This window comes from Citrobacter freundii ATCC 8090 = MTCC 1658 = NBRC 12681 (genome assembly GCF_011064845.1).
Classification (GTDB): domain Bacteria; phylum Pseudomonadota; class Gammaproteobacteria; order Enterobacterales; family Enterobacteriaceae; genus Citrobacter; species Citrobacter freundii.
This window is the reverse complement of sequence record NZ_CP049015.1, coordinates 3,394,474-3,410,049: the sequence shown is the minus strand read 5'-3', so window position 1 is coordinate 3,410,049 and position 15,576 is coordinate 3,394,474. Positions and strand designations below refer to the sequence as shown.

The 15,576-nt window shown below is 54.4% G+C and carries 14 protein-coding genes; 11 read left to right on the top strand and 3 right to left on the bottom strand.

The genetic code is table 11. From position 1 onward, the window contains the following. The first annotated feature begins 105 nt into the window (after positions 1 to 105). From fadI to sixA, 3 genes are all read left to right on the top strand, one after another. Positions 106 to 1,416 carry an acetyl-CoA C-acyltransferase FadI gene (gene fadI / locus G4551_RS16525; protein ID WP_003028183.1) on the top strand — a complete coding sequence of 437 codons (1,311 nt, stop codon included), beginning with the start codon at positions 106 to 108 and terminating at the stop codon, positions 1,414 to 1,416. After that, complete coding sequence (fadJ, locus tag G4551_RS16520) at positions 1,416 to 3,563, top strand: fatty acid oxidation complex subunit alpha FadJ (RefSeq protein WP_003839294.1); 2,148 nt, start codon at positions 1,416 to 1,418, stop codon at positions 3,561 to 3,563. The genes fadI and fadJ overlap by 1 nt, the downstream gene beginning before the upstream one ends. Before the next feature lie 208 nt (positions 3,564 to 3,771). Further along, entirely contained in the window at positions 3,772 to 4,257 is a 486-nt protein-coding gene (gene sixA, locus G4551_RS16515; protein ID WP_003839295.1) for a phosphohistidine phosphatase SixA, read from the top strand. An 80-nt stretch (positions 4,258 to 4,337) separates the two neighbouring features. On the opposite strand, the gene smrB is transcribed toward sixA, so the two are convergent. Next, complete coding sequence (gene smrB, locus G4551_RS16510; RefSeq protein ID WP_003839296.1) at positions 4,338 to 4,889, bottom strand: endonuclease SmrB; 552 nt, start codon at positions 4,887 to 4,889, stop codon at positions 4,338 to 4,340. Between the two features lie 166 nt (positions 4,890 to 5,055). Here smrB and prmB point away from each other — a divergent pair, with 166 nt between their 5' ends. The 6 genes from prmB to G4551_RS16480 are packed head-to-tail and all read left to right on the top strand — an operon-like array spanning position 5,056 to position 9,606. Next, the gene (gene prmB, locus G4551_RS16505; protein WP_003028173.1) at positions 5,056 to 5,988 is read left to right on the top strand and encodes a 50S ribosomal protein L3 N(5)-glutamine methyltransferase; all 933 of its coding nucleotides are present in this window, start codon (positions 5,056 to 5,058) and stop codon (positions 5,986 to 5,988) included. A 39-nt stretch (positions 5,989 to 6,027) separates the two neighbouring features. Continuing rightward, on the top strand, positions 6,028 to 7,113 hold the full coding sequence (gene aroC, locus G4551_RS16500; RefSeq protein WP_003028170.1) for a chorismate synthase: 1,086 nt from the start codon (positions 6,028 to 6,030) through the stop codon (positions 7,111 to 7,113). A 3-nt stretch (positions 7,114 to 7,116) separates the two neighbouring features. Further along, a complete protein-coding gene (gene mepA, locus G4551_RS16495) occupies positions 7,117 to 7,941 on the top strand; it encodes a penicillin-insensitive murein endopeptidase (RefSeq protein ID WP_003839299.1) in 825 nt (274 codons plus the stop codon). After that, positions 7,941 to 8,750, top strand: a complete 810-nt coding sequence (locus G4551_RS16490) for a sulfite exporter TauE/SafE family protein (RefSeq protein ID WP_003028167.1) — start codon at positions 7,941 to 7,943, stop codon at positions 8,748 to 8,750. The genes mepA and G4551_RS16490 overlap by 1 nt, the downstream gene beginning before the upstream one ends. Next, the gene (locus G4551_RS16485) at positions 8,750 to 9,298 is read left to right on the top strand and encodes an elongation factor P hydroxylase (protein WP_003834819.1); all 549 of its coding nucleotides are present in this window, start codon (positions 8,750 to 8,752) and stop codon (positions 9,296 to 9,298) included. Before G4551_RS16490 ends, G4551_RS16485 begins: the two co-directional genes overlap by 1 nt. 32 nt (positions 9,299 to 9,330) lie before the next feature. After that, a complete protein-coding gene (locus tag G4551_RS16480) occupies positions 9,331 to 9,606 on the top strand; it encodes a YfcL family protein (protein WP_003028163.1) in 276 nt (91 codons plus the stop codon). A 114-nt stretch (positions 9,607 to 9,720) separates the two neighbouring features. Here G4551_RS16480 and mnmC read toward each other — a convergent pair whose 3' ends face one another. After that, the gene (gene mnmC / locus G4551_RS16475; protein WP_003839306.1) at positions 9,721 to 11,721 is read right to left on the bottom strand and encodes a bifunctional tRNA (5-methylaminomethyl-2-thiouridine)(34)-methyltransferase MnmC2/FAD-dependent 5-carboxymethylaminomethyl-2-thiouridine(34) oxidoreductase MnmC1; all 2,001 of its coding nucleotides are present in this window, start codon (positions 11,719 to 11,721) and stop codon (positions 9,721 to 9,723) included. Between the two features lie 159 nt (positions 11,722 to 11,880). Here mnmC and fabB point away from each other — a divergent pair, with 159 nt between their 5' ends. Together fabB and G4551_RS16465 are read left to right on the top strand one after the other, a co-directional pair. Next, positions 11,881 to 13,095, top strand: coding sequence for a beta-ketoacyl-ACP synthase I (gene fabB / locus G4551_RS16470; RefSeq protein WP_003834815.1), 1,215 nt, complete (start codon positions 11,881 to 11,883; stop codon positions 13,093 to 13,095). 213 nt (positions 13,096 to 13,308) lie between these two features. Continuing rightward, entirely contained in the window at positions 13,309 to 14,487 is a 1,179-nt protein-coding gene (locus G4551_RS16465) for an MFS transporter (protein WP_003839307.1), read from the top strand. Here the strand turns inward: G4551_RS16465 and flk are convergent. Next, positions 14,484 to 15,485 carry a flagella biosynthesis regulator Flk gene (gene flk / locus G4551_RS16460; RefSeq protein WP_003028147.1) on the bottom strand — a complete coding sequence of 334 codons (1,002 nt, stop codon included), beginning with the start codon at positions 15,483 to 15,485 and terminating at the stop codon, positions 14,484 to 14,486. The genes G4551_RS16465 and flk overlap by 4 nt on opposite strands. Between the last annotated feature and the right edge of the window lie 91 nt (positions 15,486 to 15,576).

Below are 15,576 nucleotides of genomic sequence, written 5' to 3'. Positions count from 1 at the left end.
TCTTAGCTCCCACTTTCTTTTCTCCCCGCTTGGCTAAATGTAAAAAATTGGTTAAGACTATGATCAGGTCAGACCACTTATTTTATTTTTTTACAGGGGAGTGTTATGAGTCAGGCTTTACCGCTGGTTACCCGCCAGGGCGACCGTATTGCCATTGTAAGTGGATTGCGTACGCCATTTGCTCGTCAGGCTACCGCGTTTCATGGCATTCCCGCCGTTGATTTAGGAAAGATGGTCGTCGGTGAGCTGCTGGCGCGCAGCGAAATTCCTGCCGATGTGATCGAGCAACTGGTTTTTGGCCAGGTGGTGCAAATGCCTGAAGCACCAAATATTGCTCGTGAAATTGTGCTGGGAACCGGTATGAATGTACATACCGATGCATACAGCGTGAGCAGGGCCTGCGCGACCAGTTTCCAGGCGGTGGCGAATGTCGCGGAAAGCCTGATGGCGGGGTCTATTCGTGCTGGAATTGCGGGTGGTGCGGACTCCTCGTCAGTCTTGCCTATTGGCGTTAGTAAAAAGCTGGCGCGGGTGCTGGTGGATGTCAATAAGGCCCGGACAACCGGTCAACGCCTTAAACTCTTTTCCCGATTGCGCTTACGTGACCTGATGCCTGTGCCGCCGGCCGTCGCAGAGTATTCCACCGGTTTGCGTATGGGGGATACGGCTGAGCAAATGGCCAAAACCTATGGTATTACCCGAGAGCAGCAGGATGCTCTGGCGCACCGCTCTCATCAGCGTGCCGCTCAGGCATGGGCTGAAGGAAAGCTGGCTGATGAGGTAATGACTACCTACGCGCCACCGTTTAAAGATCCTTTTTCAGAAGATAACAACATTCGCGGTAACTCTACGCTGGCCGATTACGCCAAACTACGTCCGGCGTTTGACCGTAAGCACGGCACCGTCACCGCGGCAAACAGTACCCCGCTAACGGACGGCGCAGCCGCCGTGATCATGATGACGGAGTCGCGTGCGAAAGAGTTGGGGCTGGTGCCGCTGGGGTACTTGCGTAGTTTTGCTTTTACCGCCATCGATGTCTGGCAGGACATGCTGCTGGGACCGGCGTGGTCAACACCGCTTGCCCTGGAGAGAGCCGGTCTGACGATGGCAGATTTAACCCTGATCGATATGCATGAAGCCTTTGCCGCGCAAACGCTGGCGAATCTTCAGCTGTTGGGTAGCGAACGTTTTGCCCGCGACGTGCTGGGCAGGGGGCATGCCACTGGCGAGGTTGATGACAGTAAATTTAACGTGCTGGGTGGATCGATTGCCTATGGACACCCCTTTGCTGCCACCGGTGCGCGCATGATCACTCAAACCCTCCATGAGCTGCGTCGTCGTGGCGGCGGTTTTGGTTTAGTGACAGCCTGTGCAGCTGGTGGTCTGGGTGCGGCAATGGTTCTGGAGGCGGAATAATGGAAATGACATCGGCTTTTACACTAAACTTACGTCTGGATAACGTTGCTGTTGTCACCATTGATGTGCCCGGAGAGAAAATGAACACCCTGAAAGCAGAGTTTGCTTCTCAGGTGCGGGCCATTCTGAAACAAATCCGCGACAACAAAGCATTGCGTGGTGTGGTGTTTATTTCGGCTAAACCCGATAACTTCATTGCCGGGGCGGATATCAACATGATTGGTAGCTGTCGCAGCGCGCAGGAAGCCGAAACGCTGGCCCGTCAGGGGCAGCAGATGATGGCGGAAATTAATGCTTTACCGATCCCGGTTATCGCCGCGATTCATGGTGCATGCCTCGGCGGTGGCCTGGAGATGGCGCTGGCGTGCCACAACCGTATTTGTACCGATGATGCTAAAACCGTACTGGGTTTACCGGAAGTACAACTTGGCTTGTTGCCCGGCTCCGGTGGTACGCAGCGGCTGCCGCGCCTGATTGGCGTCAGTACCGCACTGGATATGATCCTCACCGGAAAACAATTACGCGCAAAACAGGCGCTGAAAGTTGGTTTAGTGGATGAAGTTGTACCGCATTCCATTTTGCTGGAAGCGGCCGTTGAACTGGCTAAAAAGGACAGTTCTGCGCAACGAACACTGCCCGTAAGAGAGCGAGTGTTGGCGGGGCCGCTGGGGCGGGCGCTGTTGTTCCGCATGGCCAGTAAAAAGACGGCGCAAAAAACGCAAGGTAACTACCCTGCAACAGAACGTATCCTTGAGGTCATCGAAACCGGGCTAGCGCAAGGCAGCAGTAGTGGTTACGACGCGGAGGCCCGCGCGTTTGGTGAGCTGGCGATGACATCCCAGTCTCAGGCGCTACGGCACATCTTTTTTGCCAACACCGACGTGAAAAAGGATCCGGGAAGTGATGCGAAACCTGGCCCGCTAAACAGTGTAGGTGTTTTGGGCGGCGGTCTGATGGGCGGCGGTATTGCCTACGTGACGGCCTGTAAAGGTGGCTTGCCTGTGCGCATCAAAGATATAAACGCTAAGGGAATCAACCATGCGCTGAAGTATAGCTGGGATCAGCTTGAAACGAAGGTTCGTCGCCGTCATATCAAAGCCAGCGAACGCGATAAACAACTGGCGCTGATTTCGGGATCGATCGACTACCGTGGCTTTGCGCATCGCGATTTGATTATTGAAGCCGTGTTTGAAGATCTGTCGCTAAAACAACGGATGGTGGCAGAAGTTGAGCAAAATTGCGCACCTCATACCGTTTTTGCTTCTAACACCTCATCTTTGCCCATTGGCGATATTGCTGCGAATGCTACCAGGCCTGAACAAGTGATTGGTTTACACTTTTTTAGTCCGGTGGAAAAAATGCCGTTGGTCGAAGTGATCCCACATGCCACGACCTCCGAGCAGACGATTGCAACTACCGTTAAGTTAGCGAAAAAACAGGGCAAAACGCCGATAGTGGTCAGAGATAAGGCCGGCTTTTACGTTAACCGCATTTTAGCGCCTTACATTAACGAAGCGATTCGTATGTTGACCGAGGGCGAGCGGGTCGAAACCATAGACGCCGCGCTGGTTAAGTTTGGTTTTCCAGTTGGGCCAATCCAACTTTTGGATGAGGTCGGAATTGATACGGGCACTAAAATTATACCAGTGCTTGAGGCTGCATATGGAGAACGTTTTAGCGCGCCTGCAAATGTTGTTGCTTCAATTTTGAATGACGATCGCAAAGGTAGAAAAAATGGTCGGGGTTTCTATCTTTATGGTGTGAAAGGGCGTAAAAGCAAAAAACAGGTCGACCCTGCAATTTATACGCTTATTGGCGTTCAGGGTCAGGGCCGACTTACCGCTGCACAGGTAGCAGAGCGGTGCGTCATGTTAATGCTCAATGAAGCTGCTCGTTGTTTCGACGAGAAGATAGTCCGTAGCGCACGTGATGGCGACATCGGCGCTGTATTTGGTATTGGTTTTCCGCCATTCCTCGGCGGCCCGTTCCGGTATATGGATTCACTTGGCGCGGGAGAAGTGGTTGCGACTCTGCAACGGCTGACCACGCAATACGGCTCGCGGTTTGCGCCGTGTGAACAGTTATTGCAGATGGCGGCACACAGTGAAAAATTCTGGAATATTGGGGAAACTGACCTGAATTCATGAGGTCAAAGGTAGGATGAATCCGCACTGAATGTATGGCTCGCGCTCAAAATGTAAACAGAGATTGACTATACTTACGCCGTTGAGGTAAAAAACAGCGTTTCATTCGGTGAATGGATAAGGCACAATGCCGGCCACCATATCGTTAGCACGGCCAATAGGGGCTGTGAATAAAGGTATTGGTGATTCTGGTTAACAAAAGCGGTGCAATATGCAAGTTTTTATCATGCGTCACGGCGACGCGGCCCTCGATGCCGCCAGTGATTCGGTTCGTCCCTTAACTTCCTGTGGTTGTGACGAATCTCGCCTGATGGCGAACTGGCTGAAAGGTCAAAAAGTGGATATCGAACGTGTTCTGGTGAGCCCGTTCCTACGAGCCGAACAAACGCTGGATGTGGTGGGGGAGTGTATGAACCTGCCAACCGGTGTGGATGTTTTGCTGGAGTTGACTCCTTGCGGCGATGTCGGTCTGGTCAGTGCCTATTTACAGGCTCTGGCCAATGAAGGTATCGCCACGGCACTGGTTATCTCTCACTTGCCTTTAGTGGGGTATCTGGTGTCTGAGCTTTGCCCAGGTGAAACACCGCCGATGTTTACCACATCAGCGATTGCCAGCGTAACGCTTGATGAGAGCGGGAAGGGGACTTTTAACTGGCAGATGAGCCCGTGTAACCTGAAAATGGCAAAAGCGATTTAAAAAGGTTGGTATCGGATAAGGCGCAGCCGTCATCCGAAAATGCAAAGAGCCGCAAACGCGGCTCTTTCTGTTTTTCTGCATCACGGAAGTTCGGGCGGTAGCCACTCTTCTACTTCAATTAGCACCAGCAGCGCGGCGTCGCCACCGTACTCTTTCGGTGCCTGATGAAAAGCCATCACGTGCGGATGCTGGGCCAGCCAAAGCGGCGTTTGCTGTTTCAAAATATGTTTTCCGTGGCCATGCATCACGCAGGCGCAAAATACATGCTCACGACGACAGGCGGCAATCAGCGCGCCTAACTCTTGTTTGGCCTGCTGCTGGGTCAGCCCATGCAGATCGAGAAACAGCTCCGGAGAGTAATCGCCACGGCGCATTTTCTTCAGTTCGAAATGGCTGACGTCGGCACGCAGGTATCTTACCGGGCCGTCCGTATTCAGCAGCGGCTGAAACTCATCCGAGAAATAGTGGCTGGCATCAGCCTGCTCCTGTAGCAGTCTTTTAACCGGAACCTCGGCAATTTTTTTACGTGGAGGTCGGTGAACAATGGTGTCCTGTTTAATTTTACGCGTGCCGGTCATCAGCTGGCGAAACAGCGTCTGATCCTCCTCGCTGAGCGATGTTTTCTTTTTCATTCGAGAGTCTCAACTTTTATTTTCCATTAGTTTAACCCGACTCGGCGGGCATCCGATCGCTTAAAACGCAATTTTCGCGCTCAGGCCCTGTGTGAATGCTGATTTATCGCCGTCTTCGTGGCAAACTAGCCGCCGAAATTAATACGAGCATGCCCTGGAGGAATACGTGGATAAAATTTTCGTCGATGAAGCAGTGAGTGAACTGCATACCATTCAGGACATGTTGCGTTGGGCGGTCAGCCGTTTTAGCGCGGCGAACATCTGGTATGGCCATGGCACGGATAACCCATGGGACGAGGCCGTACAACTGGTGCTGCCGTCACTTTATTTGCCGTTGGATATTCCGGAAGACATGCGTACAGCGCGTCTGACCTCCAGCGAGCGTCATCGTATTGTTGAACGCGTGATTCGCCGCGTCAACGAGCGCATTCCGGTTGCTTATCTGACCAACAAAGCCTGGTTCTGCGGGCATGAGTTTTATGTTGATGAACGCGTGCTGGTTCCGCGTTCACCGATTGGCGAGCTTATCAATAACCGCTTTGCGGGCCTTATTAATGAGCAGCCGCAGCATATCCTCGATATGTGTACCGGCAGCGGTTGTATTGCCATTGCCTGCGCGTATGCCTTCCCGGAAGCCGAAGTTGATGCGGTGGATATCTCCACTGACGCGCTGGCGGTGACCGAACACAATATTGAAGAACACGGCCTGATCCATCACGTCACGCCGATCCGTTCCGATCTGTTCCGCGATCTGCTGAAAGTCCAGTATGACCTGATTGTGACCAACCCGCCGTATGTCGATGCGGAAGATATGTCCGATCTGCCAAACGAATATCGTCACGAACCTGAGCTGGGTCTGGCGTCCGGCAGTGATGGGCTGAAACTTACCCGCCGCATTCTGGGGAACGCCCCAGACTACCTGTCAGATAACGGTATTCTGATTTGTGAAGTCGGAAACAGCATGGTACATCTGATAGAGCAATATCCGGATGTACCGTTCACCTGGCTGGAGTTCGACAACGGCGGTGACGGCGTATTCATGCTGACCAAAGAGCAGTTAGTTGCTGCTCGTGAGCACTTCAGCATTTATAAAGACTAATTACACGCGCACATACACAACACTCATAACGGAGCCGTGATGGCAGGAAACACAATTGGGCAACTCTTTCGCGTAACCACTTTCGGCGAATCACACGGGCTGGCGCTCGGTTGTATTGTCGATGGTGTTCCGCCGGGCATTTCTCTGACAGAAGCTGACCTGCAGCACGATCTCGACAGACGGCGTCCAGGCACATCGCGCTACACTACGCAGCGTCGTGAGCCGGATCAGGTGAAAATCCTCTCCGGGGTGTTCGAGGGCGTTACCACTGGCACCAGCATTGGCCTGCTGATCGAAAATACCGATCAGCGTTCACAGGATTACGGCGCGATTAAGGACGTTTTTCGTCCAGGACACGCCGACTATACCTATGAGCAGAAATATGGCCTGCGCGACTACCGTGGTGGCGGGCGTTCGTCCGCACGTGAAACAGCGATGCGCGTGGCGGCCGGAGCGATTGCCAAAAAATATCTGGCGGAAAAGTTCGGCGTTGAGATTCGCGGTTGCCTGACGCAGATGGGTGATATTCCTTTGGAGATCAAAGACTGGTCCCAGGTGGAACTTAACCCGTTCTTTTGTCCGGACCCGGATAAACTCGAAGCGCTGGACGAACTGATGCGCGGGCTGAAGAAAGAGGGCGACTCCATCGGGGCGAAGGTGACCGTTGTTGCAAGCGGTGTGCCTGCGGGTCTTGGCGAACCTGTATTCGACCGCCTGGATGCCGACATCGCCCATGCGCTGATGAGCATTAACGCCGTTAAGGGCGTTGAGATTGGCGACGGATTTGACGTTGTTGCGCTGCGTGGCAGCCAGAACCGAGATGAAATCACCAAAGAAGGTTTCCAGAGTAACCATGCGGGCGGCATTCTGGGTGGGATCAGCAGCGGGCAACAAATCATTGCTCATATGGCGCTGAAACCGACGTCCAGTATTACCGTTCCAGGGCGCACCATTAACCGCTTTGGTGAAGAAGTCGAAATGATCACTAAAGGTCGTCACGATCCGTGCGTTGGGATCCGCGCCGTACCGATCGCCGAGGCGATGCTGGCGATCGTATTGATGGATCACCTGCTGCGTCAGCGGGCGCAAAATGCGGACGTGAAGACCGATATTCCACGCTGGTAAGAGATGAAAAAAACGGCACTTGCGGCGCTGGCTCTGTTTGCCAGTACCGCCTGTCTGGCGGCGACGCCCTGGCAGAAAATTACCCATCCGGTTGCGGGCAGCGCGCAGTCTATCGGCGCGTTTTCCAATGGCTGTATTGTTGGCGCAGATACGCTGCCTGTACAGTCAGAACATTATCAGGTGATGCGCACCGATCAGCGTCGTTACTTTGGCCATCCGGATCTGGTGAGGTTTATCCAGCGTCTGAGTAATCAGGCTAATAGTCAGGGGCTAGGCACGGTGTTAATCGGCGATATGGGTATGCCGGCCGGTGGGCGATTCAATGGCGGTCACGCCAGCCACCAGACGGGACTGGATGTGGATATTTTCCTGCAACTGCCGAAAACGCGCTGGACCCAGTCGCAACTGCTGCGGCCGCAGGCGTTAGATCTGGTCTCACAGGACGGCAAATGTGTTGTGCCATCACTGTGGAAACCGGAGATTTTTAGCCTGGTAAGGCTGGCTGCAAAAGATAATGAAGTAACGCGTATTTTCGTGAATCCGGCGATTAAGCAACAACTTTGTCTGGATGCAGGGACCGACAGGGACTGGTTGCGTAAAGTGCGGCCATGGTTCCAGCATCGTGCGCATATGCACGTGCGGTTACGTTGCCCTGCCGACAGCCTTGAGTGCGAAGATCAACCGTTACCGCCACCGGGTGACGGCTGTGGCGCAGAGCTGCAAAGCTGGTTCGAACCTCCAAAACCTGGAACCACCAAGCCTGAGAAGAAGACACCGCCGCCGTTGCCGCCTTCCTGCCAGGCGCTACTGGACGAGCATGTACTCTAATGGATCATTTTGCCTCTCTGTTTATGGTGTCGCCACTGCTGTTAGGTGTGCTTTTTTTTGTGGCGATGCTGGCAGGTTTTATTGATTCTCTGGCCGGAGGCGGTGGTCTACTCACCATCCCGGCATTGATGGCGGCCGGGATGCCACCAGCGCAAGCGCTGGCGACCAATAAGTTGCAAGCCTGCGGGGGATCTATCTCTTCCTCCCTCTATTTTATTCGTCGTGGCGTGGTTAATCTGGCGGATCAGAAGCTCAATATCTTCATGACGTTTGTCGGATCAATGAGCGGGGCGCTATTGGTTCAGCACGTGCAGTCAGATGTTCTGCGCCAGATCCTGCCGGTTCTGGTTATCTGTATTGGCCTTTACTTTCTGTTGATGCCGAAAGTGGGGGAAGAGGACCGACAGCGTCGATTGCACGGTTTACCTTTCGCGCTGGTGGCGGGAGGCTGCGTCGGTTTTTACGATGGCTTTTTTGGTCCGGCGGCAGGGTCGTTCTACGCGCTGGCCTTTGTCATGCTGTGCGGATACAACCTGGCGAAATCGACGGCCCACGCCAAAGTATTAAATGCCACATCGAATATCGGTGGGTTGTTGTTGTTTGCCCTCGGCGGCAAAGTGATTTGGGCGACAGGTTTTGTGATGCTCATTGGCCAGTTTATTGGCGCACGGATGGGCTCTCGACTGGTGCTCAGCAAAGGACAAAAACTCATTCGGCCAATGATCGTTATTGTCTCCGCCGTGATGAGCGCCAAGCTACTTTATGATAATCATGGACAGGAGATTCTCCACTGGCTGGGGATGAATTAATGAATAATACGCACCACTACGAACAGTTAATTGAGATTTTTAACGGCTGCTTTGCCGATGAATTTAATACCCGTCTGATTAAAGGCGACGACGAACCGATCTATCTTCCTGCGGATGCGGAATTACCGTATCACCGTATCGTTTTTGCGCATGGTTATTACGCCAGTGCGTTACACGAAATTTCACACTGGTGCATCGCCGGTAAAGCTCGTCGTGAGCTGGTCGATTTTGGTTACTGGTACTGCCCGGACGGACGCGACGCGAAGACACAATGCCAGTTTGAAGATGTGGAAGTGAAGCCGCAGGCGTTTGACTGGTTGTTTTGCATGGCGGCGGGGTACCCGTTTAACGTCAGTTGCGACAACCTCGAAGGGGACTTTGAACCGGACCGCGTGGTATTCCAGCGCCGTGTTCATGCTCAGGTAATGGAGTACCTGGAAAAGGGGATCCCTGAACGTCCGGCGCGTTTTATTAACGCGTTACAGAATTATTATCACACGCCTGAACTTACGGCGGAACAATTCCCGTGGCCCGAAGCGCTCAACTGAAGCCGCTGCCACGTTTACAATGAGGAAAGAAGATGATCGCGGAGTTTGAATCACGCATTCTGGCATTAATCGACGATATGGTAGAGCACGCCAGCGATGATGAGTTGTTTGCCAGTGGCTATTTGCGTGGACACCTGACGCTGGCTGTGGCTGAGTTGGATGCTGGCGAGGACCATTCCGCTGAGGCATTGTACGCCAATGTGACCAGCAGCCTGGAAAAAGCCATCAGCGCAGGCGAACTCTCGCCGCGTGACCAGGCGTTAGTGAAAGAGATGTGGGACACTTTATTTCAAAAGGCAACGCAATAATAATTGCAGTGGATTGTGCCGGATGGCGACGCGAAGGCGTCTTATCCGGCCTACGTGGACGGGGGGTGTTGGCCTGATAAGCGTAGCGCCATCAGGCAATGATGAGATGGTATCTTATTTCACCGCTTTACCCTTCAATAACTTCCTTACCCACAGACGATTCGGATTCAGCGCAGCCAGCGTGCTGGCATCCATAGGGATAGGTTCATCGCTCATTTGCGATGCCAGAATTTCTGCACACAGCGGGGCAGTACACAGCCCGCGCGAGCCCAGCGCACCCAACATAAATAAATCGGAATAAACCGGGGCGTTTACGGCGTGCTCTCTGTCTTCGGCAAGAGTGGCATACTGGCTGAGCGTGGCGTCATAATCCGCGACGTTGCCGACCATCGGCATGTGATCGCGCGTGGCGCAGCGCACTCCACAACGGGCGGCATTGCCACTAACGTCTACTTCTTTTGCCCACGCGGCATTCGGGAAACAATCTATTAAGCGCTGACGGTTTTGCTGCTGATCGTCAGCACGATACACCGTTTCTTCACTTCCGCGATGATAACTGGCGCCAATGCAGTGCTGCTGATTTTGCGGGTTGTGCGGCGTGAGGTAGCCGTCATAGCACAGCACCTGACGCAGCGCTGAAAGCGAAGGCGTAGTAGGAATGTGACTCACCTGACCGCCTACGGAGTACACCGGTAGCAACTGCGTCTGTTCAACGCTGTTAATGCGATGCCCGTTAGCCAGCACTACCGCAGCGTGAGTGGCGGTTGCTCCATTGGCAAACGCCAATTTCCAGTTTTCTGTCTGTCGAGACAGTGAGGCCAGCGTATGTTGATACCGGGTGCGTAATCCCAGCGTTGCGGCATAGTCGAATACGGCGGCGGTTAACTGTGCCGGACACAGCCATCCTCCGGCGGGGTACTGAATCCCGCCGCATCCGGTTTTTACGCCGGTCGTTTGTAAAACCTGCTCTGCGTCAACCCCGACGGCGAGCGCATCGGGCAATTCAAGGGACAACATTTGGTCGATTTTTTGCTGGCTTTTCTCATCCCACGCCAGTTGCGTCACGCCGCACCAGTCATGCGCGAACTCAACGGGGAGGGCGTCATACAGCCGGCGAGCGAAGGTAAACGCGGTGGGGAAAAAGAGATTAATGGCCGCGTCATGCTTGCTCAGTAGCGGATAAAGAGCGCCCTGGCGATTGCCTGATGCGCCTTCGGCTGGTTTCGCGTCTGCGCAATAGAGCGTGACCTGCCAGCCACGGCGCAGGAGTGCCAGCGACAGCAATGCGCTGGCAATCCCCCCGCCAATAATGGCGGCTTCGCGTTTATCTGTTCCGGTACGTGCAAACCAGGGTGCCGAGGAGGGGAGCGCCAGCGTCTTATCCATTACGCCACAAAGCATTTCTCGTTTGCGACCAAAGCCTTTGCATTTTTGCATCGTAAACCCGGCTTCCTGCAATCCCCGACGCACAAAGCCTGCTGAGGTGAAGGTCGCCAGCGTGCCGCCGGGGCGAGCCAGACGGGCCATTGCGTTAAACAGCGTTGGCGTCCACATATCCGGATTTTTTGCCGGCGCGAAACCGTCCAGAAACCAGGCATCCACTTTTTGATTCAGGGAGTCATCCAGCTTGCTGGTCAGTTCGTTAATATCGCCAAACCACAGATCCAGCGTGACGCGTCCTTCATCAAGGAGCAGGCGATGGCATCCCGCCAGCGGCAGCGGCCATTGCTCTTGCAGCGCCGTGGCCCACGGGGCAAGTTCTGGCCAGTGCTGATGGGCTAAGGTCAGATCTTCACGCGTCAGCGGAAATTTTTCAAAACTGATGAAATGTAATCTTTCCAGGGTAGCGTCAGGGTGGGTATCGCGGAATTCGGCAAACGCCTGCCAGAGTGTCAGGAAGTTAAGTCCGGTGCCAAACCCACTTTCTGCTACTACGAAGAGGGGACGTGAATGTGCAGGGAATCGCTGGGCGAGATGATTCCCGCCGAGAAAGACGTAACGTGTCTCTTCCAGCCCGTTATCATTAGAAAAATAGACATCGTCAAAATCTCGGGAAACAGGTGTACCCTCAGCGTTGAATTCAAGGTTGGCAGGTTGTATAGCGTATTGTTTCACGTAAGTTACTCGTCTGGCAGGCTGTGCCCCGATCTTAGCGATGAGTGCCTGGCTGCGCAAATTTCCACATTAAATGGCTGATCGGACTTGTTCGGCGTACAAGTGTACGCTATTGTGCCACTCGAAACTTTAAAATAGTGCGACTTACAGAGGTATTGAATGAAACGTGCAGTGATTACTGGCTTGGGCATCGTTTCCAGCATCGGTAATAACCAGCAGGAAGTCCTGGCATCTCTGCGTGAAGGACGTTCAGGGATCACTTTCTCTCAGGAGCTGAAGGACTCCGGCATGCGTAGCCACGTTTGGGGCAACGTAAAACTGGATACCACTGGCCTCATTGACCGCAAAGTAGTGCGCTTCATGAGCGACGCATCCATCTATGCATTCCTTTCTATGGAACAGGCAGTGGCTGATGCCGGCCTTGCAGCAGAAGATTACCAGAACAACCCGCGCGTTGGCCTGATTGCAGGTTCCGGCGGCGGCTCCCCGCGTTTTCAGGTGTTCGGTGCTGACGCAATGCGTAGCCCGCGTGGCCTGAAAGCGGTTGGCCCGTATGTGGTCACCAAAGCGATGGCGTCCGGCGTTTCTGCCTGCCTCGCAACGCCGTTCAAAATCCACGGCGTAAACTACTCTATCAGCTCTGCCTGTGCGACATCTGCGCACTGTATCGGCAACGCAGTAGAACAAATTCAGCTGGGCAAACAAGACATCGTTTTCGCTGGCGGCGGCGAAGAGCTGTGCTGGGAAATGGCGTGTGAATTCGACGCCATGGGCGCGCTGTCTACCAAATATAACGACGATCCATCCAAAGCTTCCCGTACCTATGACGCACACCGTGACGGTTTCGTTATTGCTGGCGGCGGTGGTATGGTCGTGGTCGAAGAGCTGGAACACGCTCTGGCACGTGGCGCGCATATCTATGCGGAAATCGTCGGTTACGGCGCAACGTCCGATGGCGCAGACATGGTTGCTCCGTCTGGCGAAGGCGCAGTACGTTGCATGCAGATGGCGATGCACGGCGTAGACACGCCGATCGACTACCTGAACTCCCACGGTACTTCTACTCCGGTAGGCGACGTGAAAGAGCTGGGTGCGATTCGTGAAGTGTTTGGCGACAACAGCCCGGCAATCTCCGCAACCAAAGCGATGACCGGTCACTCACTGGGCGCGGCTGGCGTTCAGGAAGCTATCTACTCTCTGCTGATGCTGGAACACGGTTTTATCGCGCCAAGCATCAACATTGAAGAGCTGGACGAGCAGGCGGCAGGTCTGAACATCGTGACCAAACCGACCGAGCAGGCGCTGACCACCGTAATGTCCAACAGCTTCGGTTTTGGCGGCACCAACGCCACGCTGGTTATGCGTAAGCTGTAAGCGTAAGACTGAAAGATTATGCAAGAGGGGAGCCTGATGGCTCCCTTTTTTATATCGTTGACAACCGCTCTGGTTTACAGGCAGACTCCAGCTTCAACATTATCCTCTTGATAATGCGTAAGCGTTTAACGTTATCCAACGCACCTTAATCCTGATAGTCAGGTAGAGGGGGCGTGGGCATTCCTCGCCTTACTCTGCATTTTGGAGTAACGCATGACAGCTGTAACCCAACAAGAAAAAACACCTTCGGCGAACTTTTCGCTGTTTCGCATCGCTTTTGCGGTTTTCCTGACCTATATGACGGTCGGTTTACCTTTGCCCGTCATTCCTCTGTTTGTGCACCAGGAACTGGGCTATGGCAATACCATGGTCGGCATCGCCGTCGGCGTACAGTTTCTGGCGACGGTATTAACACGCGGCTACGCCGGGCGGTTAGCCGATCAATATGGTGCCAAACGCTCGGCGCTACAGGGGATGTTTGCCTGTGGGCTGGCGGGTGCGGCGTGGCTGTTAGCCGCGCTATTGCCCGTTTCTGTTCCCGTAAAATTTGCGTTGCTAATCGTCGGTCGTTTGATCCTCGGTTTTGGCGAAAGCCAACTGCTCACCGGAACGTTGACCTGGGGGCTGGGGCTGGTCGGCCCAACACGCTCCGGTAAGGTGATGTCATGGAACGGAATGGCGATTTACGGCGCGCTGGCCGCCGGTGCACCGTTGGGCCTGTTGATCCACAGCCACTTTGGCTTCGCGGCGCTGGCGGGAACCACGATGGTATTACCGCTGCTGGCATGGGTATTCAACGGCACCGTGCGTAAAGTGCCTGCACATGCAGGAGAACGTCCTTCGTTATGGAGCGTGGTAGGGCTTATCTGGAAACCGTGCCTGGGCCTGGCGCTGCAGGGCGTTGGCTTTGCGGTGATCGGTACATTTATTTCACTCTATTTTGTCAGCAACGGCTGGACGATGGCGGGGTTCACCCTGACCGCGTTTGGCGGGGCGTTTGTGCTGATGCGCATTCTGTTTGGCTGGATGCCGGACCGGTTCGGCGGCGTGAAGGTTGCCGTTGTCTCTTTGCTGGTGGAAACCGCAGGACTGATTCTGCTGTGGCAGGCCCCAACAGCCTGGGTTGCACTGCTTGGAGCGGCATTAACCGGGGCCGGGTGTTCGCTTATCTTCCCGGCCTTGGGCGTCGAGGTGGTGAAGCGAGTACCCGCGCAGGTTCGCGGTACGGCGCTGGGCGGGTACGCCGCATTTCAGGATATCTCCTACGGCATAAGCGGGCCGGTCGCCGGGGTGCTGGCCACCGCGTACGGTTATCCCTCAGTGTTCCTTGCCGGGGCGATATCCGCCGTGGTGGGGATTATTGTAACGTTGCTTACGCTGCGTAAAGGTTAAGCGACCAGCCAGAAAATGGCTAACGCAATCATCAATGCAACAAACAACAGTCCCGGTCGTGCCGACAGAGATTTAACCGTTTCAATCATCGGGGCGAACGGGCTGTAAATGGGCTGCAGATGACGCGGATCGCTGAGCTCGCGTTCTCGTTCCACGCGACGCAGGAAAATTTGATTGAGCAAGTCCTGCACCTGCACCGTGGTCAGAATCGATTGTGGTTGGATCTGATACGTCTGCTGCGCGTACTCTTTTATTGCTGTCAGCTCATTCGGCTCTAATGGCAGCTTCAGCGCAGCCTGGAGCGTTTGTAGCGTCGGGGCGCTTTGCAGGCTGAGCGTCTGGCGCGCCTGCAGCCAGGTGACCAGGTGCGTAAACTGTTTGGCAGGGATCAGCTCACCGCTTTTTACGCCAGACAACTCCAGCATCGACTGCCAGATCATCTTCCCGGATTCTCCCGTGGCCGCCGCCAGTTTGGTAACTAACTGGTTCAGCGTATTGTGCTCTGCGGGGAGTAACGGGCGATCGGTTGCCGGGCGCTGCTGCGGCTGTGGTATCGACAGCTGCCCTTGTTGCAGTAGCGTGAGCACGTTTTTCAACTGCTCAGGCGTGAGCTGGCTGAGCGCCGTTTGCCCATACTGCTGACGGATAAAATCACTCACCGCCTGGCGATTATTTCCCTGGCTCAGTAATTCAGTGAGCTGCGAAAGCACCTGACGATTAACATGATTTTGCTGAGCAACTCCCAGCCGTTGGTTAAGGTTTTGCTCAGCGGCTGGAAAGTGACGTGACTGCAGCGGAGTATCACTTTTGACGCCCAGATCGTGCTTCATTCCGGCCCACACCTCAGCACTTTGCTGCTGGGTGAGTGAAATCAAACGGGTAATTAGTCGTTCCAACACAGTACGTTGTTGCGTGGATAATGGTTGTTCACCCGCAGCGGAAGGGGCATTTGGGCCTTCACCGGGAGGGCGTGCGGGCGTACCTGAAATGGGCTGCATCATCTCTGTTCCTTAAATCTGTGCTGACCAGGTCTCGCAGTATGCCTGGCGGCGAGATTATGGCACACTTGCCCGGTTAACTCTCGTTCTC